This window comes from Paenibacillus sp. FSL R10-2778, assembly GCF_038593035.1.
GTDB classification, from domain to species: Bacteria; Bacillota; Bacilli; order Paenibacillales; family Paenibacillaceae; genus Paenibacillus_AQ; species Paenibacillus_AQ odorifer.
In genome coordinates this window covers 2,422,899-2,441,695 of record NZ_CP151956.1, presented here as the reverse complement: position 1 = coordinate 2,441,695, position 18,797 = coordinate 2,422,899, and the positions used below count along the sequence as shown (strand labels likewise).

17 protein-coding genes and 1 riboswitch are annotated in these 18,797 nt (G+C 43.3%); of the genes, 3 read left to right on the top strand and 14 right to left on the bottom strand.

Annotated features, from left to right (window positions below; all coding sequences use genetic code 11):
- Positions 1-67: 67 nt before the first annotated feature.
- The 7 genes from NST40_RS10635 to NST40_RS10605 form a co-directional block, all read right to left on the bottom strand.
- Positions 68-1,621, bottom strand: coding sequence for an extracellular solute-binding protein (locus NST40_RS10635; RefSeq protein WP_076277943.1), 1,554 nt, complete (start codon positions 1,619-1,621; stop codon positions 68-70).
- 16 nt (positions 1,622-1,637) lie between these two features.
- A complete protein-coding gene (locus NST40_RS10630; protein WP_341001999.1) occupies positions 1,638-2,702 on the bottom strand; it encodes a GDSL-type esterase/lipase family protein in 1,065 nt (354 codons plus the stop codon).
- A gap of 222 nt (positions 2,703-2,924) precedes the next feature.
- A complete protein-coding gene (locus tag NST40_RS10625) occupies positions 2,925-4,334 on the bottom strand; it encodes an extracellular solute-binding protein (RefSeq protein WP_076277945.1) in 1,410 nt (469 codons plus the stop codon).
- 167 nt (positions 4,335-4,501) lie between these two features.
- Positions 4,502-5,212 (bottom strand): Crp/Fnr family transcriptional regulator, encoded by a 711-nt coding sequence (locus NST40_RS10620; RefSeq protein WP_342410664.1) that lies wholly within the window; start codon positions 5,210-5,212, stop codon positions 4,502-4,504.
- A gap of 47 nt (positions 5,213-5,259) precedes the next feature.
- Positions 5,260-5,442, bottom strand: a complete 183-nt coding sequence (rd, locus tag NST40_RS10615) for a rubredoxin (protein WP_076130123.1) — start codon at positions 5,440-5,442, stop codon at positions 5,260-5,262.
- A 28-nt stretch (positions 5,443-5,470) separates the two neighbouring features.
- Positions 5,471-6,685, bottom strand: coding sequence for an FAD-dependent oxidoreductase (locus NST40_RS10610; RefSeq protein ID WP_342410663.1), 1,215 nt, complete (start codon positions 6,683-6,685; stop codon positions 5,471-5,473).
- Positions 6,686-6,701: 16 nt separating this feature from the next.
- The gene (locus tag NST40_RS10605) at positions 6,702-7,940 is read right to left on the bottom strand and encodes an FprA family A-type flavoprotein (protein WP_036689344.1); all 1,239 of its coding nucleotides are present in this window, start codon (positions 7,938-7,940) and stop codon (positions 6,702-6,704) included.
- A gap of 269 nt (positions 7,941-8,209) precedes the next feature.
- On the opposite strand from NST40_RS10605, the gene NST40_RS10600 reads away from it, so the two are divergent.
- Complete coding sequence (locus NST40_RS10600) at positions 8,210-9,226, top strand: CapA family protein (protein WP_342410661.1); 1,017 nt, start codon at positions 8,210-8,212, stop codon at positions 9,224-9,226.
- Positions 9,227-9,304: 78 nt separating this feature from the next.
- Here NST40_RS10600 and NST40_RS10595 read toward each other — a convergent pair whose 3' ends face one another.
- Both NST40_RS10595 and NST40_RS10590 read right to left on the bottom strand, forming a co-directional pair.
- Positions 9,305-10,468, bottom strand: coding sequence for an NADH-dependent flavin oxidoreductase (locus NST40_RS10595; protein WP_342410660.1), 1,164 nt, complete (start codon positions 10,466-10,468; stop codon positions 9,305-9,307).
- Between the two features lie 112 nt (positions 10,469-10,580).
- A complete protein-coding gene (locus NST40_RS10590) occupies positions 10,581-11,429 on the bottom strand; it encodes a DUF6612 family protein (protein WP_076186691.1) in 849 nt (282 codons plus the stop codon).
- Positions 11,430-11,546: 117 nt separating this feature from the next.
- Positions 11,547-11,638: riboswitch (cyclic di-GMP riboswitch) on the bottom strand.
- Positions 11,639-11,841: 203 nt separating this feature from the next.
- Between NST40_RS10590 and NST40_RS10585 the strand changes: the two genes are divergently transcribed.
- Positions 11,842-12,360 carry an RNA polymerase sigma factor gene (locus tag NST40_RS10585; protein WP_342410659.1) on the top strand — a complete coding sequence of 173 codons (519 nt, stop codon included), beginning with the start codon at positions 11,842-11,844 and terminating at the stop codon, positions 12,358-12,360.
- On the top strand, positions 12,344-13,957 hold the full coding sequence (locus NST40_RS10580) for a DUF4179 domain-containing protein (RefSeq protein WP_342410658.1): 1,614 nt from the start codon (positions 12,344-12,346) through the stop codon (positions 13,955-13,957). Before NST40_RS10585 ends, NST40_RS10580 begins: the two co-directional genes overlap by 17 nt.
- 152 nt (positions 13,958-14,109) lie before the next feature.
- On the opposite strand, the gene NST40_RS10575 is transcribed toward NST40_RS10580, so the two are convergent.
- From NST40_RS10575 to NST40_RS10555, 5 genes are all read right to left on the bottom strand, one after another.
- Positions 14,110-14,910 carry a Cof-type HAD-IIB family hydrolase gene (locus NST40_RS10575; RefSeq protein WP_036689337.1) on the bottom strand — a complete coding sequence of 267 codons (801 nt, stop codon included), beginning with the start codon at positions 14,908-14,910 and terminating at the stop codon, positions 14,110-14,112.
- A 230-nt stretch (positions 14,911-15,140) separates the two neighbouring features.
- Positions 15,141-15,905: a pseudouridine synthase gene (locus tag NST40_RS10570; RefSeq protein WP_076186699.1), complete on the bottom strand. Its 765-nt coding sequence runs from the start codon at positions 15,903-15,905 to the stop codon at positions 15,141-15,143.
- A gap of 2 nt (positions 15,906-15,907) precedes the next feature.
- On the bottom strand, positions 15,908-17,428 hold the full coding sequence (locus NST40_RS10565) for an RsmB/NOP family class I SAM-dependent RNA methyltransferase (RefSeq protein WP_339281916.1): 1,521 nt from the start codon (positions 17,426-17,428) through the stop codon (positions 15,908-15,910).
- Between the two features lie 101 nt (positions 17,429-17,529).
- Positions 17,530-17,982, bottom strand: coding sequence for a DUF309 domain-containing protein (locus tag NST40_RS10560; protein ID WP_076130116.1), 453 nt, complete (start codon positions 17,980-17,982; stop codon positions 17,530-17,532).
- Positions 17,972-18,784 (bottom strand): GTP pyrophosphokinase family protein, encoded by an 813-nt coding sequence (locus tag NST40_RS10555; protein WP_036689325.1) that lies wholly within the window; start codon positions 18,782-18,784, stop codon positions 17,972-17,974. The genes NST40_RS10560 and NST40_RS10555 overlap by 11 nt, the downstream gene beginning before the upstream one ends.
- Positions 18,785-18,797 lie beyond the last annotated feature (13 nt).

Here is an 18,797-nt window from a genome sequence, read left to right as displayed (position 1 = left end):
CCTCCCTGACATGGTATAGGTAATCACAAGCATTATGGAGTTCAAACCTCTTGTGAGATGCAGCTTATTAATGTCGGGACAAAATCACACCGTCGTTATTGTTATAACGTTCTGTTGCTTCCTTGACGACGTCACTTCCCCCTTTCTGCAGCCATTCCTCCACCACCTTCGGATAGTCGGAAATCGGCTTTTTTCCGTATACCATATTGATCACATGCGTCAATATAACTGGTGGCAATTTATCTCCACCTGGGGTGATGTCCGGGTTTTTCTGATAGCCTTTTACTTGCGGTTCAAATTGAATCCCGTCGCGTCCCTCATTCGCAAGTACTGTGTCGTAGAGCTTCATCAAATCTTTTCCTTCGGGTGTGAGACTAAGCGCACCTTTATTGTAGGTAGTATCCTGTACGAACCACAGCAGGATTTGACGGAACGTTTCTTCATCAACTTCATCAGCTGTTTTCGGTCTGTTATAGTTAATATTTCCGTTCTCTACAGTGTAGTTTTCCCCTTCAATTCCGAAGGTAAAAAACTTCTCCGCTTCGTCACTAACCATCCAGTTGAAAAACTTGACGATCCCGGCAGGGTCTTTCGCATTCTTGTTAATTAAATACGCTCGCGGCACCGTACCGACAAGACGAAGTCCCCCCTTACCGTCTGGCCCTGTGGGCGAGGCGATCAGCTTCATTTTACCAGTAGGCACCTGTTCTCTTAGCTGCTGATCCCATTGGATCAACAGGTTCGCATTCATGTTCCAGATGCCCGCCTTGCCTGCAAGAATATCGTTCTTAAATTTCGTGGGATTAATTGTGACGAATTCCTTGTTGATCAGTCCTTCGTCGAACATTGTCTTGTACGTTTGGATCGTCTTTTGCATATTTTCGATATTCATAAATTTCGGGACAATTTGATCCCCTTGTTTCATAAAGAAATTAGCAAAGGTATCGTAAGATCCGAAGAACATATCCGAATATACAAAGTCCTCCCGGCCCATATAAGGATTCTCCACACCCAGCTTCTTAAAAGCACGCATGACATTCAGGAAGTCATCTACTGTTTTAGGCTCTGGCAGCCCTGTTTGTTCCAAAAGATCCGCACGAATCCAAGTTGCCCGGCGTGACGGATTGGACAGCCATTCCGGAATCGCATAGATATTACCTTTCGCATCGGTCTCCTTCTCCCATGCCTCCTTCGGGACTTTCTTGAGAAGATCCTGCCCATACTGCTCAAGCAATTCATTTAGGGGCATGAATACTCCGGCCTCCACGGAACCTGCCAACTGAGGGTTCGTCAGCCCAGAGCTTGCTTGCACGACATCCGGAATGTCGTTGATCGCGAACATTTGAATCATTTGCGAATCAAAATTTTTCTGCTGCATCAAACGGATGTTAAGATCTGTATTTGTAAGTTCCTCCAGCTTTTTGACCCATTTGTCATCATTGATATTCGGATGATTGTCTGCATACGAAATGTTTCCGCTCCGGAACGATATGGAGAAGGCAGTGGTTTTTTCTGGACTCTCCCCCGCTTGCTCTTCTCCCCCCTTATTAGAAGAGGAACATCCATTCATAGAGACGGCTAATAATGAAACTCCCAACATGGTAAGCATCCAACGCTTCATTTCCATCAACTCCCTATTATAAAATTGGGGACACTTCGGTAGAATGACTAGAAGTTCGGAGGGGTTCGATCATGGGCCGCAACAGCTTGGCTAAATGCTCGCTCATTAGCGTGTGTCCATAATCGGAAGGATGAATAAGATCGGAGGTCAGCGAGGTTAGATCGCGCATGACTGATGCGCCATCCAGCAGATGTAGTTGTGGATGTTTATTGCTCTCACAGTAACGAAGCAGCACTTCGTTAAAAACCGTCTCTTGGACATAAAGAAGATGGCCTGTATCAAGAAAATACGTTGCACGATTCGGATAAATCGTAGTAACGAACACAGGTTTGTCAGGATGATTTTTGATAACCCGGTCCAGCATGTAAGACACTCTACGCTTGAATTCCTCGGGAGACACTACAGCACGCATATTGACACCAAGTTCCAGAAACAGAAAATCCCAATCCTCACGTTCAGCCAGATGATCGGCAACTACGTCCTCGCAATAACAAGATCCGCTAAGCGCAAGATTTAGCACATCCACACCAAGTCTGCGCCCTGTCTGCTGTAAGTAACCATTGAAATGATGCGTGGATCCCGCGCTCTGGCTGATGGAAGATCCATAGGCGAGCATCGTAAGCTTCGGTACCTCTTCCGGTCTAGGCGCACGTACTTCACAACCAAAAGCATCCACATCGTAGAAAACAGCTCCGAAACGATCAAAATGCAAACGCCATACGTTAGAGGAAAATCCAGACTGATTCAGCCGCTTACTTGATACCTCTGTAAAACGTTCCGGCTCCTCCAAGTGCAGAGTGGTTACCGTACCCGCCTGCAGAAAATGCTGAGAATGAAAAAAATCCCCTCTGCATACCACAACGCGGCCGTTACTATCATTCGATCCGACAGTGACCCTAACATGCTTGGATTCGGTGACAAACCGCAATTCACAGCCGTTCGATTGTATAGCTTTGGTTCTTCCTTTCTCTGACAAGCCATTGCGCACATGCTGCGGAAAACGCTGGAGATGCAATCCAGATTGATAGGGTTTATGAACCAGCTCCGAAACATTGTGAAAATAAACGCCTTCCTTTTCCATCTTTGCAGCTACACCACCTTAATAAAATCGAGTTCGCGTTAACTCATATCTGACTTCTATTGCATCATATAATAACAACAAAAGCATAGTCAACAAGTTTTTATGTTTATTATGAGTCATATATGAGTCAATTCTTGTGCAACAAACAAATACTTCAACATAACAAAAAGCACAGATTCAGAATTGAACCTGTGCCGGGATTTTCACATAAACTTTCAGTCCTCAAGAGTGCTGAGTCTCCTGATTTACCGCATTCAATATTTCCTCAAGTCTGCGGCATAACTCGTCGTTGTCCAGTAGACCTGAAACAAACATCATGATATCACGTTGAATCTCTTTCAACTGGAGGTTGCTTAAACCCAGCTCTGTAACCAGACGATAGGTAGGGAAGATCTCACGATAAAGCTGAAAACGGGCCGGACGATAACCCACTTCCTCACCTTCCCAATCCATCACCAAACGGTTGGCTGCAATATTCAGCGTCTTGCGCCTAATGATCAGTTGCGCCTCGTGTGAGGTGAGAAAATCAACGAGCAGCATGGATGCATCCTTGTTCTGTGATTTGCTGTTAACCGCCAGTCCATTTATAATCAGCAGCGTATCAGCATTTTGCAGCCGCGGCAATGGAGCAATATCGAATGCCAAATCGGATTGACGCAATTGATTCAAGAAGTAATAGGTCGTCATAATCATGGACACTTTACCTTGCAAGAACAAGGCTTCCGCATCCGCATCGCTCTCGGACAATACGGCTGGAAATACATCTTTCATGCCTATCAGCTTACGAATGGTTCCTAAACTGTCGAGTAGCTTTGAGCCACTGAACCGGAATTTGCCTTCGTCATCCTGCTCTGCCGCAAACGTCGTACCGCTCTGAAGCAGGAACAACGGCCACCGGTTACGAGAAGGCAAATAAAAATAAAAACCATACCAGTCATGACCTTCAGCTACCTTTCGACCATTAGCGAACAAATCGTCCCAGGTCCAGCTACTGTCTGGTGGTGATACGCCGGCTTCCTTAAAGTGCTGTTTATTATAACAAAGCACGACTGGAGAATAAATGAAGGGGCGAACGCGATTACGGTCACCATACCGGAACGGGTCGGTAAGAAAACGATACGTGTCCGGCTGTTCCTCCATCGGCTCCAGCAGCTCCGTACAGCCTTGCTCCAAAAAATCCTGATAATTGTTATTATTCATCAGTACGACATCCATGATTTCCGACTGCAAATATTCCTTCAAAGATGTCGAGTAGTTTCCTGAAGACAACTCGAGCGGCTGAACGTCGATATGCGGATAGCGTTTGCCGAACTCATTCAGTAGCTCTTGCATCTCTACAAGCTTGGGGATGGTGTTCACATATCCGAACTTGATCGTCGTTCTGCCTTCCTCTACCGGAGGAATTACCCGATTGCCAACACGCGGAATTTTCTCAATTAAGCCTTCATCCACCAGCACCTTAAGCCCGTTGCGCACAGAAGCGTTGCTAAGTCCGAAGCGCACCTCTAAGTCGCTTTCTGAAGGAAGATAACTGCCGATCGCTATACTTCCCGAATGAATTTCATGTCGCAAGGTTTGAATCATTTCCTCTAGCCTGATACGGAAAAATTTTCTGCTATTCCTTTTCTGCATTGGGTTTCCTCGCCATCTTCCGATTAATCGAGCCCATAGGGACAAGTTTATATAGTATTCATCATACTGAAATCCTTTGGGAACGACAAGTATCGGAGTCTGGCCCCATATAGCGTATGTTCTGCACCCACGGTGTCATACAGATCGGTCAATACACCGTAATCCTCTTAATACCCCATATAACTCTCCAAACCGGCTGGATCTATAATGAGCATTTGCTTGTTTCCGATTAGCTCAATAAGACCTGAATCTTCAAACCTTGAGAATTTTCTGCTAATAGTTTCGCGGGTGACCCCAACATAACTGGCCAGCTCTTCACGAGACAACGGAAGGTCAATATGAATATGAGTGCCACGCTGCTTACCATATTTGTCGCTGAGTTCCATGATCATATAAGCAATTCGTATTTCGGGATCTTTGGTCGCCAGGCTTTGCGCCAGATTTTCCGTATGGGCTAGTCTTTTGGTCACACTCTTCAGTAGTCTGAGCGAAATATCCGGATTATCCCTCATCAGCTGCTCCATATCCGTTCGAGTCAGCATGCAAATGTTAGTGTCTTTCAGAGCATAAGTACTGAAGTTACTCAGCTCATCGCTGTTAAAAATGCTCAGTTCTCCGAAAAAGTCTCCATTCGTCAAGATGTGCAAAATTTGTTCCTTGCCCTCAGGAGTTGTTTTGGATAATTTAACATGCCCTCGCTGAATAATGTACAGCGTATCTGACGGCGCCCCTTCCAGAATTAAAGGTTGACCTTTAGTAAACTTACGATGCTTGATCATAGCGCTGATCCGGGAGAGATCGTCATCGCTTAACGCAGCAAAAATAGGCACCTTGCGGGTACAAGGTTCAGCAGCGTATTGGCAAGAATACTCCTTCATAACTGTCCCCCCTGTTGTTCATTTTTTTGTACAACTCCTACTTTCCTTTAGGATACAGAAGTTTTTTTATCTTCAACCGGCGCAAAATGACTGGTATCTTCACCGCATACCGGACAGACCCAATCTTCAGGCAAATCTTCAAATGCAGTGCCTGCAACAACATCCTCATCGGGATCGCCTAATGCCGGATCATAGATATAACCACAGGGTAGACAAATGTATTTTTTCATCTTTATCATCTCCTAAAAAGTTAATAGTTTAGTTCAACCTGGTTTGTACTTCAGCCATAATCTCCTCGATGCTACTCCCGTTAACATCGATCCCCTCAAGGGAGATGCCAAACTCTACAGCGGTTTTATACCCAAGAGAAGCAGCTGCACCTTGCCAGGATATCGCACCGATCATTGTGTTATCTTTCACATAGATACGCGTATACGCCCCATTGTCATCTCCGCTTACCGCCGTATCGCAATACTGTTCATCCACGTTGCCTATCGAAAATAAAGAGATACCAAAGGCGGTAAACAAGGTAACCGGAACAGCTCTACGATACGCAGTCAGATTGGCAACCATATTACTGCCGGCAATCCGGCCCTGCTCAATCGCTCCGCCCCACAGTCCTTCCACATGCCCGTTAATTTCAGCCACATCTCCGGCTGCATACACATGCGGATCATTTGTTTGCATTTGTTCATTTACGATAATGCCCTGCCGGACTTGAATATTCGAGCCACTTACCAGTTCCGTATTCGGTACAATACCAATAGAGTAGACTACATGGTCACAGGAAAAATGAGATTGGTCGTGCAGCGTAATTCCGGTAACATACTCAGTTCCTGTTATAGACGCTACATCAGCTCGAAGAATAACCTTCACACCTGCTTGTTCAAGGTTCTCTTTAAGGAGCTGTGAGGATTTCTCATCAAGCTGTCTGCCCATCAACCGGTGAAAAGCTTCGATCACCGTTACCTGATATCCAGCTTCATGCAGCGCCCAAGCGGTTTCGATTCCCTGCACTCCCCCACCGATTACGGCTACATAGCTGCCATCCTGCAGGTTTTCTTTCAATCTGTCCGCGTCGTTCATATCCCGGAGGGTATGAACATTGTTCAGGGCGAAGCCCTCAAGGGAGAGTGCACGATTCTTCGCTCCCATACACAATAAAAGCTTATGATAAGAAACACTCTGCCCATCTTCTGTCACAACTATTTGCCGGTCCGGGTGGACAGAACGGATTCGGGTCGAGGTTTTTACGGAGATACGGTTATCGCGGTACCATTTTTCCTTTTTAATCAGCACCTTCTCACTGTGCAGGTCGGTAAACAGCCCTTTGGTCAGCTTAATCCGGTTATAGGGCAGTAGACTTTCCTCCCCGAGGATCGAAATTTCCGATTCTGCGTCTTGATCACGGATGGCTTTGGCGGCATGGACGGCGGCTACTCCTCCGCCAACAATAACGTAATGTTTTGTCATCCTATGTTCCTCCTCCCTAAAATGAACTCAGCAGCAAATCCGAAACAAATTCAGCCGCATTTTTAATTTTTTGAACTTTCTCAGGCTCTTTCGGGGAAAATCTGATTCGTACAGGGAACTCTACATGTGTCATCCCCGTGGTTTTAATAACCTCAGATGTGCTTTGCACCGTCATGTTTGTTCCATTCAGATAATCCTGAATGACTTCAATGGCTTCACCACTCCAGCCGTAGGAGCCAAAGGCTGCAGCAAGTTTACCTTCCAGATTCATATTGTGCAATTCTTTCAGAATGTTCTCCAGGTTCCCAATCATGTCCGCGTATTTAGTGGAGCTGCCAATAAAGACCGCGTCCGCTGACGTTATACTGTTCAGAATATCAGTGGCACTACTTTTATCTGCATCCCAGACCTCTGTCTCTATATTATTTTCCTGCAAGCAATCCTGTATGATTTTGGCCATCTTCTTGGTACTGTTTTTGATGGTGGTATATACGATGGTTGCCTTTTTTCCTTGCGTTGTTTCACGGCTCAATGTGGCGTACATCCCGATATATTTACGTATGTCCTTCCGGATCACAAATCCATGGGAAGGAGCGATCATCCGGATCTCAAGATCCTTAACAGCCTCTAGCAGGGTTCTTACATATCTTCTGTGAGGATGAATAATTGCTGCGTAATAGCCCTCGAAATCTTCCGTAATATCAAACCCGGCTTCATCGCTGAATAGATTCTCCACCGCAACATGCGTGCTGAAAATATCACAAGGAAATAAGATTTGATCTTCGATACAATAGGTGATCATCGTTTCTGCGGTATGGAGATACGGTGTTTCTTTAAACAGCAGCGTTTTCCCGCCAATATCCAGCTTATCTCCGTCTTTAACCACCAGGAAGTTCCGGCTATGAAGCTTGTACATTTCCTGCAATTCGGGAACAGCAATCTCGGTGCATACGATCGTGGCATTTGCAGCCTTGGCAGCGAGAGCTGCCAGTCCACCAGAGTGATCAGGCTCTGTATGATTAATTACAATGTAATGGATATCTAGAAGATCAATCATTTCACCCAGACACTCGGCATATTCACGTCCGAATTCCATATCTACGGTATCAATGACAGTTGGCTTACCTGTTTTTAATAAATAAGAATTATAGGTAGTTCCTTTTGCCAGAATCAGGCGGTGAAATGGAACCTGGCGGTTATCGATTTTGCCTATCCAGTAAGTATCCTCGGCGATTTTTTTGAATTGTGTACTCATTTCTTTAACCTCCAATGTTTGATTGATAATGTTTATCAACAACCTTATTTTATTATGGCTGCCAAACAAAAAAGAGGATTTGAATCAAATTATAAAAGTTTGAAAAAAATGAATACCTTAAATTTAGACGATCTAAATAAAGTGATTATGCGTTGAGTCACATTTTAAATAAAAAGCCACACAAATGTTTGCACTTTGCCTTAAAGAAAGAATAACCCATAACAACTTTATGCCATATCCTAATGAAAATAATAAAAAGGTGGATATCCATGACTGAAATACAAATAGCTGCTGTGGGAGATCTAATGGTCAAACGTTATATTATTTCGGATGCTAAACAGCCTGACGGAACCTATTCGTTCAACCCCCTGTTTGCAAAAGTAGCTCCTTATCTGAAACAGGCTGATTTGACGATTGGCAATCTCGAAACCACCTTTGCTGGAAGCGGCCCCGAATGCCGGAAAAGTCCCCGATCAGGCGGTCCGATATTCAAATGTCCAGACGAACTGGCCCCTGCACTTAAGGAAGCCGGATTCGACGTATTAGTAACGGCCAACAATCATTGCATGGATTATGGTGCCCCGGGTCTGGTTCGGACGTTACGAGTTCTGGACCGTAATGGAATCGACCACACGGGAACAGCTAAATCATTAGAAGAATCCAAGAGAACGCTTATTAAAAACGTCAAAGGAATTACGATTGGCATCCTCTCCTACACAGCAGGAACCAACCGAATTCCTGTACCAGTGAGTAAGCCATGGCTGGTTAACCGGATATCTACGCCCAAGATTATTCGGGAGATTCGAGATTTAAAAAAGAAAGTCGATCTAGTCTTGCTTTATCTGCATTTCGGAAGCGAATATCGTTACACTCCAAACAAGAGGCAAAAAGAGCTGGTCAATCTCTTCTTTAAAAATGGCGCCGACATCATACTGGGGTCTCACCCACATGTTCTTCAACCGTTAGCGCTTCGTGGAAAAAAACAATTCGTTATTTACTCATTGGGGAATTTTGTTTCGACTAAACTAATGAATATTCCTTATACACAAAGCGGTATCATTCTTACGCTTAAAATAAAGAAGGATGAAAAAGGACACACGAGTATAACTAACGTAGGTTACATCCCGACTTGTGTAGATCGAAGAATAAAAAGCGGCAGGAAAATTACAGAGATCATCCCCATCCGCGACGCATTAAAGAGAAGCGACACCGACATAAAAACAGAACGGCGAAATCTCATGAATCGAATGTTGAAACATACGACAACAATCTTAAAGAGGGAATAGAGTCGTTACAGAAAAATAACGTTCCGCGGAATTTACCGCGGAACGTTATAGATTTAGACCTCAAAACTGTGTTTGGGTTTAGCGTAAACGATCAGGCATCATTAATTTAAGGAATTCTAGAATACCATTCTCTACTACAAGTTCTTCTCTATCTTGATCAGCAAGTACTCTTCTGATGAGATCTTCTTTACCCTCCAGTACTTTACTTGTCCAATGAGGATCAATGATAAGAGAGCGTCCTACTGCTACTAATTCAGCATTTGTCAACGTGTCCTCTGCGTCCTGTTTGGTACGGATATCTCCTACCCCAATTAAAGGTATACGGCCTTTGATTTTCTCATGCACATATTGCAGGATTGATTTTTCTTTAAAATCTTCTGATGCAGATACTTTCTTGAAGTCCCCTAATGAAATATGCAGATAATCCAGCTTTTTATCAGCTAATTTATCAATGAGATAAAAGGTATCGGTGATTTTAATTCCAGGCTCTTCATATTCTTCTGGAGAAAAACGATAACCGACAATAAAATCCTTAACCTTTGAATTGTCAACAACAGCAATAACTGCATCCACTAATTGGTTAATGAAATTAAATCTTTTTTCTAAGCTTCCGCCCCATTGATCTTCACGACGGTTGGAGTGTGGAGAGAAGAATTGTTGGATTAAATATGTGTTTGCTCCATGAATTTCTACCCCGTCAAATCCAGCTTGAATAGCACGTTGAGTCGCTTTTTTAAAATCCTCAATTACACCGAAAATTTCATCTTCTGTTAATGCTCTTGGAATTTCTGCATTCGGGCGTTCGGCAGCAATGGCGCTGGAGGAGACGGGTTGTACGCCACGCAATATTTTTGAATCTGTCATTCTTCCTGCATGGAATAGCTGTAAAATAGCCTTTGTTCCATTTCGTTTAATAGTAGATGCTAATCGGCTGAGGCTAGGAATAAATTCATCGGAGGAAACACTAAGTTCACCTTCCCATCCTTTTCCACCCTCTTGTACATTTGCTGCCGCAGTGATGACCGCACCTACTTCGCCCGTTCTTAGCGAATAGTATTTCAATTCATCTTGTGTTACTACACCGTCATAAAAGCTCATTCGAGTGGTCATTGGAGCCATAACCACTCGGTTTTTTAATGTCAGCCCTCTGCGAAAAGTTAATGCTGTGTCTAGTGCTATCATCTTTTTCCCAACTTTCATTAAATTATATTTAGATAAATTATTATATACATGCGCATACATATAAATTACAGCAATGATTTATTCTTGTCAACTAATAAAGAACTGCTGTTGGATACAACAAAAAGCGCTGTTCCGCTGAACAGCGCTTTTCGCTCGTTATGAATCGTCCTTATTATTCTAGTTCGGCCGGTTTTACAATGGCTGCACCTTTATTATTTTTGGAATATTTAGCTTCGATTTTCGTGGTGTATGTATCTTTGGCTCCATCACTTACCAGCACATAACTCAGATCGACTGTCAGCTTTTCCGTTTGCCAGGTCTTAGTATTGACGAATAATTTCCACGTTACGCTTTTGGGTTGAACTGTCTCTCCATCCCAGAGGTTCTCCTGGTCATAGAGTTTGATTATCCCCTTAGCTGCTGTCGGATCGGTTACCGTGAATTGTAAGACTGTTTGTGCGCCAGCAGTGCTGACTTTCATGGATTTTTTATAACTTTTGACCGAATCAAGCATGGAAACAGGATCGTATTGGCCTTTAGAGTAAAAGGCATCCCATTCCGTTTTCTCCAGTCCAAGCCAATATTGTGCATCAGGATCGATTGGCTCCCCGTCATCGTCGTAACCTTCATCTTCAGATTCATCGATCAGTTCACTTCCGTCTACAAGATAGTAAAACTCCTTGTCATTGGCATATAGACTGTACGATGTTTCTAAAAGACTACTAGCGACAGTGCCTGCTGCGGCAAAATTCGGCAGACGGTTGATATCCAGCTTCAGAGTGTTGGTGTTGCTGATACGCACCCCGCCGCTTTGAATATCCTGTTTTTTGGTCACATCCAGATGGAAATTCTTTATTGCTTTGGAGGCTGCCGTTACTTTGCTGATCATCTGATCCGCGGTTACTACTGTTGAGGTAGCTGCTGACACTACTCCTGGATTAGACATCCATCCGATCGTTCCGGACAGCAATAAAGCACCTACTGCCAAACTAGTACCTATTGTTTTGAAAAAACTGTTCATGTACTTCCCCTTTCGGCCCCTTGCGATAATGTAACGCCGTATAGGTCGAAATAATAAAAGAGCTCAAAATAGACTACATATTCTTAGAGCTATCCTTTATGCTTCATAAGACATCCCTATGGCGGCCTGGCGATCATTTCCTTCTGTCGAAAGGTTTTAGACCCATGGCTTTGTGTCATCATCTTTCGATGATTTTACCTTTAACGCGGACATTCAATTAGTTTTAATAGATTACGGACGCATGTCCCACCGCTAATTTTATCATGGTTATAATTACCTGTAAACGACTTATCTTCCATTCGAATTCGCTATGATACTCAGAAGAAATACTACAATCAAAATGAAAAATGAACGATTACATACGCTTATAAGTCTTATTAATGAGAACAGTAAAGACAGGGGGTGCAGCAAAATGAGTGACCGGGAAATTTTCGAGCTCTATAAAGAACAAGTATATTATTTTTGTTACTACTTAATGAAAAATCAGGCAGATGCGGAGGATATTTCCCAAGAGGTATTTGTAAAAGTTATCTTAGCGGATAAGTCGAAGGTAAGAAACTTGAAAGCTTGGATTTTACGAATTGCTTCGAATGAGTGCAACAGTGTGATCAAAAGGCGTAAGACGGGGTGGATGAAAGAAGTACGTAATTATTTACTATCCAGGTTTGAGGAATCAAACCCTGTAGAAAAACGTTTGGATCGACAGGAAACTAAAAAAGAATTACAAGGGTTATACAGTCAGCTTCCTGACAAAATCAGAATGGTAGTAGTCCTTCGTTTTATAAACGAATTGACTGTACCCGAGATCTCTAAAGTTATGAGCATACCCGAAGGAACTGTAAAATCCAGACTGAACAAGGGACTTAAAATACTAAATAGAATGGGTGGAACCCAACTAAAGGAGCTGAATAGTAATGAGTCTCTTTATTGAAAAAGATAAACATATTCCCCGACCGGATTATGATTTGATGTGGACTGCCATAGAACAAGAAGCTTATACACGTCAAAGAAATCTGCATGCCTCCCAGAATACTCCTAGGTCTAATAAAAAGGTTATTCCTATCAGTATTGTCTTCTCTTGCCTCTTACTTGTAGCCATTCCTGTATTCGCTAGTATGACGATTAATTGGGATAAAATTGGTGGTCGAAGTGTGAGCAATGCATTAAATAACGGCATCGGTCAACAGTATAATCTTCAAACTTCCAGTTCAGGAGTAACAATGAATTTGAACGGTGTTGTAACTGATGGAGAAAAAATGAAAATGCTGTTATCACTTGATACTAAATCTGATCTATCCAAATATACTGGATTTGCTACAGAGGAAAACATCATGACTAGTGAATCCGGTGCCAAGGCAAAGGTATACGGTTATTTAGAATACGATCCTGAAAGCCAGAAACTCATTGGAGTATATGAGACACCTGATACATTAAAGGATGATAAAAAGGACTACAGGTTTGAAGCACGGAATCTCATTTTTTACAGTGATCGGAATATTCCCTTACAATCTAATCATCAAGCAGGGGATACTATCAATACTGGAGTTAAGCAATATCCAAGCATTCAAATCGAATCCGTTCGATATGTTTCCAATCAAACCATTATCCGTTACAAAGTCGCTGCATCACCATCTGACTTAGGACGGGGTAATCCACATTTGGTAGTTAGTACTGGTGGTCAAAAGAATGAAGCAATTCCAACCATCATGCCTAACGAAGGATCGGATTTATTTATTGAACAGGTTTTCAATATAACTGAATCAGATTGGAAGGAAGCTAGTCTTCATTTTAGTTACATTGAAGAAGCGAAACGATTTTCAGGTACGTGGAAGTTCGATTTTAAAGCAGATGGACAAAAAGCAAGTGAGGCGATTTACACTAAGAAACTGTATAACAGTCCTGAATTTCAAGAAAAGACCGGCATAACCTTAGATCAGCTAGTGGTTACCCCTTTGGATATCCAAATTCTAATAGATGAAAATGATTCGCTTAAAAAAGGAATTGTCCACTATAATACCGCTCAGTTGGTTATAGGTGATCAAACAATCACTGGGGGTTGGAATTTGAAAGGAGATCATTCCGAAAGCTACCAGCATTTATTTCAATTCGAATCTCCGGAATGGTATAACGACTGGTCCGATGTTCCAATGAAACTTATATTAAAGGATGCTGTCATTGAGAAACGTGATACTACTAAGAATTGGATCACTATAAACAAACCTAAAGAAGAAAAGCAGTTCACTTCACTTGATGTCGATGGGTTAAAAATTGAATTCACTTACTATACTGAGGGCGAAAATTTGATTGTCGAATCAACATCCAAATCTTCTGGCTTCAAAAGCGTTAACCAAACTACGTTACGGATTAATGGCAAAGAAGTGGTGCCTGAAATTACACCTAAGGGCATGATATCTACAGGAACTAATATTGATAGCTACAAAGATATCCCTTTCGACGAAAAAATCGAACTGAACCCTGGTATCTATAAATATAGCGATCCTAGCCGGAACGAGGAAATTAAACTTTAATGCAGGAAGTTAATCTATGTCCCGCCCTTTCTAGTTAATCCTAAGGGCGGGTTATTTATGGATAAAATCATTTCTGTTTAGGTATCTCTTTTATTTCCTTCACAACAAAAAAAGCATAGAACGGACTCAAGTCCGCTTTATGCTTTCCATTATTAAGATAAACAATATTTAACCAGCGCATCTCGCACACCATGCTCGTTGTTAGACCCCGTGACAGCATTCGCTGCCGCTTTGACCTCAACCGGAGAATTATCCATCGCAACGCCCATACCCGCGTATGTAAGCATAGAAATATCATTAAAATAATTACCGATCGAAAGAACTTCCTCTTGCGGAATTCCCAGCTTCACAGCCAGATTCTTTAAGGCGTTGCCCTTGGAGGCTTCCGGATGCATCAAGTCAACGAAAAATTCACCACTGCGCAAAATATTGTACTCATGGGTCCAAGTACGCCATTCACGTTCAGCTTCGTCAAGGATTTCTGGTTGTGTAAATACAGTAAACTTAACAACCGGTTCACGGAAATCTTCCCATGCTGGCAGTGTAGCCGGCACGATACGGAAGTGTTCATACATATAATTGGCTTCTTTGGTCAGGTTTTCTACATTATCTACATACATATCAAAAGCCGTATTCACATCATAATGAATATCATGCTTTCTACAATAATCAATATAAGGGTCAAGACCACGAGCATCCATACCGTATTGATGCAGCACTTCCCGATCTTTCACACGAACCGTAGCAGCTCCATTATGACCCAGCACATAACCAGACAGCCCCATTTCCTCCATAAAAGGAATCGAGTTCTGCGGACTGCGGCCGGTACATAACACGATCTGCCCGCCAAGACGCGTAACCTCAGCAATGGCTTCTTTATTCTCAGTGCTCAAGTGGTGATCATCATTCAACAGTGTACCATCTACATCTAGTGCAATCAGTTTGTATCTCATACTCCCACCATCCTTGTCTTTCTTTTTCTATATATATTGAACCTGGCTATTTGAGTTAAGTTTCAGTCGCTGTTGTTTCCAGATTTCTTGATTTATACCGTTTACTAGTGGTTGAAATCCGGAAACAAAGGCGGCCGCTATCGCTTTTACAGTTCCAAATTTCCCCTCCGCCACTCCATTCCCTTATCCCAAGTTTCCAAATTCAATTTACATACCATTTTTTCTCTATATTATTGTTCTAATGCTTCTGTACTTAAGAGTGCCAGTTCCTCTAGCGTAAGTTCACGACTAGCTCCCAGTGGCAGGCTTTCGTCCAGCTTCAATTCTCCCATAGATACTCGTTTCAGAAAAGTGACTTTTTTGCCGACAGCTTGGAACATTCGCTTCACCTGGTGAAACTTTCCTTCTGTGATGATCAGCGAAATATGTGAGATTACTTTACTGCCGCGTTCTCTTCCCAATATAGTTAGCTGTGCAGGTAAAGTAACATATCCATCTTCCAGCTCGACACCTGCCGCAAAAGCCGCTACATCGTCTGCATCTACGTCTCCCTCAACTGTAGCTTCATACGTCTTAGGGACATGCTTGCGTGGCGATAGTAGCTCGTGAGCAAGCTTTCCATCATTGGTGAGCAGAAGCAGCCCTACTGTGTCCTTATCTAACCTTCCTACAGGAAAAGGTTCAAACTGTACATATTCCTGCTTTAAAAGATCCAGAACGGTCCGATCCCGCTTGTCCTCTGTTGCCGACAGGACTCCCGGTGGCTTATTCATCATAAGATAAATAAATTCACGATAGGTAACAAGCTCGCCGCCAACCACAATTTTATCGTGATACGGGTCTACATGAAATCCACTATCCTTGACGACTGCACCATTCACGGTAATTAAACCTTGCTTGGCTTGTTTACGAATATCGCTGCGTGATCCTACCCCCATATGGGACAATACTTTATCTAAACGCTGCTTTTTTGCAGTTTTCCCTGATAGGCTCATTCTTACATCCACCTCCAGCCTGCGGGATATTCATTCTTGAGCACACCGTCCTGCCACTTCCCCCAGCCTGCACTATAACCATCTATGCAGACCAGTACGTATCCTTTTTGGGTAGTTCCTATTTTAATAGAGAGACGTTCTTGACTAATCAACAATGTCTCTCCTTTAAGATAGGAAATAGCTTCATTACTCGTACTGGAAAGTGAGACACTTCGGCAGCTCTCTTCAGGGTGTAACGCGGTAGCCATTGGATGTCCTGGGATAAATCTGCCGTTACGGACATGTCCTACATACCATCCTGGACGAATCGCCTTTAATCCATTTAATCTTTCCTTAGGTAGTGGGGAGATGTACAGATGATCACCGAAGAAAATCGGATACCCTTTTGGCTCCCAGCCAAGCTGGTCTTTTATAAAATCTCCATATGCAGCCAAGGCTTGCTCTTCTCCTGAACCTTGACGGCCACGTTCAGCGCCAGCAGCAGATTTATTAGAGAACTTACCTTCTTTCCCTCGTCTGGCTTCTGGTTTGTTTGCGGATTTAATATGAGCAGTGCCTTTTTTATTCGTATTCCGTGTAACTGCACTCAACTTAACTTCGGCTTGATCACGTTCCTCTGCAGATACCTTTGGCCCCACATGCTGCAGCACAGCCATGAAATGTCCTTCACCTTTTACTTTATGCGGCCATAGTCTTGCTGTCCCTGATAGTTCTCCAAAACCAGGAGCAAATGAGCCAGTGCCTCCAACTGTAATCACCGAAAACTGTGGATGTTCAGAAATAAACTCCGATATAATTTCTTCATTTTCTTCTGTAGCAAATGTACAGGTTGAATAGACAAGTGTACCTCCCGGTGCCAACGCTGTTGCAGCAGAACGTAAAATATCCCGCTGCATGGCAGCATATTTGGCAGGTGTACCTGAATCCCACTGCTTCACCATGTCTTCATCTTTACGGAACATCCCTTCACCTGAGCAAGGAGCATCAATCAAGATTTTGTCAAAATAAAGCGGGAATGCCGCTGCAATATGATCTGGACTTTCGTTTAGTACGATACCGTTGCGCACCCCATATAGCTCTAGATTTTTGGCTAAGGCTTTCGTGCGTTCTGGATGAAGATCATTGGTAACCAACAAGCCTTCTCCTGAGAGCTTGGCAGAAATCTGTGTGGATTTGCCCCCAGGTGCAGCGCATAAATCAAGGACACGATCTCCTGGCTGTACATCAAGCAGTTCCACAGGTGCCATAGCGCTTGGCTCTTGAATGTAATACAATCCCGCGTGATAATGTGGATGTTTACCTGGTCTGGCCCCATCCTCTGTATAGAATCCGGTTGGACACCACGGAATGGGTTCCAGCTCTAAAGTGGAAAGAGCTTGCAATTTCTCCACTGAAATTTTCAAGGTATTAACACGAACGCCTCCGTTAGGGGTCTCCTTGTACGAATCCGCAAATTGATTATAATCCGTTCCCAGCAAGTCCATCATACGCTCGCTGAAAGAACTGGGCAGTTGTGCCGCCATGATGCCGTCCTCCTGATAGTACTGCTAAAATTTAGGTGTTTAAAGATTCAAGGAACACCCTTACGGGTGTTCCTTTGGCAATACTCATTTATAGAGGATCATTATTTACGATGAGAAGAGGTCGGTCTTTGAGGACCTCGTCGTTGAGGATTATTCGGTGTGATCACCTCAGCCGCAGAGTTCACTTCATCCGCTAGACCTTGATCAATGATTTCTATAGTCAGATCATAATAAGAAAATGGCTGCTGCTCACACGACTCCATGCGGCGAACATAATCCTTCACTTCCACCACTAGCTTAGCCAAATTAATGCCGAGTGTCACTGCTGAATATTCTTCCAGCTTGGCAGCAGCCCCGCTTAGCATAATCGTTGCACCACGCATATTATTATTACGGCAATGGTACAACCCAACAGCTACTTGGAGAAGTGCTTTGTACAATGGGTCGCGTTGCTTGGCAAGCCATAGCTCTTCGAGCACCTCGTGACATTCGAAATAATCCCGGTCACGATTAAAGTACACTAGATACGCCAAGTACAACGGATCATAAGCCATCCGGCAAACTATCCTTTTTAGCTGCGGAGAGAAGTCCCCGTACATGATCCAGAAGCTCCTTCATCGCTTCCATGTCCTGAGCCTGCCATATTTCGTTAAATCGAGCCTGAGTATCTATAGCCTCATTCACCAAATGATAGAAATACAATTGATGAATAGATTTGAGAATTTGAGTCGTCATATTCGAGTTTTCCTCGAAGGTCTTTTGCGCTTCCAGGATTTCATCACGAATACTGGACATTTCGCTGTCCAAGATGGAGGCTGCTTCAGCTGCGGTTTTCAGGCGCACTCGCATTTCATCCGGCAAGCTTTCCCGATATTTATAATTCAGAGAGTGCTCTATGGTTGCCCAGAAATTCATAGCTAGTGTACGAATTTGGATCTCTGCGAGCACTATTTTTTGTCCCAGAGCTGTCTGCACAGGATATTTAATAATCATATGAAAGCTGCGATACCCGCTCTCTTTATAATTGGTGATGTAATCCTTCTCATACAGGACTTCAAGATCCTTACGAGCCCGGATATATTCGGCCACTCTGCGGATATCCTCCACAAACTGGCACATAATCCGGATCCCGGCTATATCTTCAATGCCTGTCTCCAGATCCTCCATCTTCACATTCAGGCGCTTAGCCTTCTCCAAAATGCTTGACAGCCGCTTTACACGACCAGTTACGAATTCAATCGGCGTGTATTCCTCTCTTTTCTTCAACTCCGAACGCATTGTTTTGAATTTAACTTTCAATTCTTCCACAGTCTGTTCATATGGAAGCAAAAAAGTTCCCCAGTCCCTGCCGTCCATCGCCTTCGTCCTC

Coding starts and splice junctions, on each gene's coding strand:
- rd (WP_076130123.1), bottom strand. CDS start 5,442: ATGAAAAAATACATTTGTCTACCCTGTGGTTATATCTATGATCCGGCA.
- NST40_RS10565 (WP_339281916.1), bottom strand. CDS start 17,428: ATGGCGGCACAACTGCCCAGTTCTTTCAGCGAGCGTATGATGGACTTG.
- NST40_RS10580 (WP_342410658.1), top strand. CDS start 12,344: ATGAGTCTCTTTATTGAAAAAGATAAACATATTCCCCGACCGGATTAT.
- NST40_RS10625 (WP_076277945.1), bottom strand. CDS start 4,334: ATGCAGAAAAGGAATAGCAGAAAATTTTTCCGTATCAGGCTAGAGGAA.
- NST40_RS10605 (WP_036689344.1), bottom strand. CDS start 7,940: ATGAGTACACAATTCAAAAAAATCGCCGAGGATACTTACTGGATAGGC.
- NST40_RS10575 (WP_036689337.1), bottom strand. CDS start 14,910: ATGAGATACAAACTGATTGCACTAGATGTAGATGGTACACTGTTGAAT.
- NST40_RS10555 (WP_036689325.1), bottom strand. CDS start 18,784: ATGGACGGCAGGGACTGGGGAACTTTTTTGCTTCCATATGAACAGACT.
- NST40_RS10610 (WP_342410663.1), bottom strand. CDS start 6,685: ATGACAAAACATTACGTTATTGTTGGCGGAGGAGTAGCCGCCGTCCAT.
- NST40_RS10570 (WP_076186699.1), bottom strand. CDS start 15,905: ATGAGCCTATCAGGGAAAACTGCAAAAAAGCAGCGTTTAGATAAAGTA.
- NST40_RS10635 (WP_076277943.1), bottom strand. CDS start 1,621: ATGAAGCGTTGGATGCTTACCATGTTGGGAGTTTCATTATTAGCCGTC.
- NST40_RS10590 (WP_076186691.1), bottom strand. CDS start 11,429: ATGAACAGTTTTTTCAAAACAATAGGTACTAGTTTGGCAGTAGGTGCT.
- NST40_RS10600 (WP_342410661.1), top strand. CDS start 8,210: ATGACTGAAATACAAATAGCTGCTGTGGGAGATCTAATGGTCAAACGT.
- NST40_RS10585 (WP_342410659.1), top strand. CDS start 11,842: ATGAGTGACCGGGAAATTTTCGAGCTCTATAAAGAACAAGTATATTAT.
- NST40_RS10630 (WP_341001999.1), bottom strand. CDS start 2,702: ATGGAAAAGGAAGGCGTTTATTTTCACAATGTTTCGGAGCTGGTTCAT.
- NST40_RS10560 (WP_076130116.1), bottom strand. CDS start 17,982: ATGGCTTATGATCCGTTGTACTTGGCGTATCTAGTGTACTTTAATCGT.
- NST40_RS10620 (WP_342410664.1), bottom strand. CDS start 5,212: ATGAAGGAGTATTCTTGCCAATACGCTGCTGAACCTTGTACCCGCAAG.
- NST40_RS10595 (WP_342410660.1), bottom strand. CDS start 10,468: ATGTATGCGCATGTATATAATAATTTATCTAAATATAATTTAATGAAA.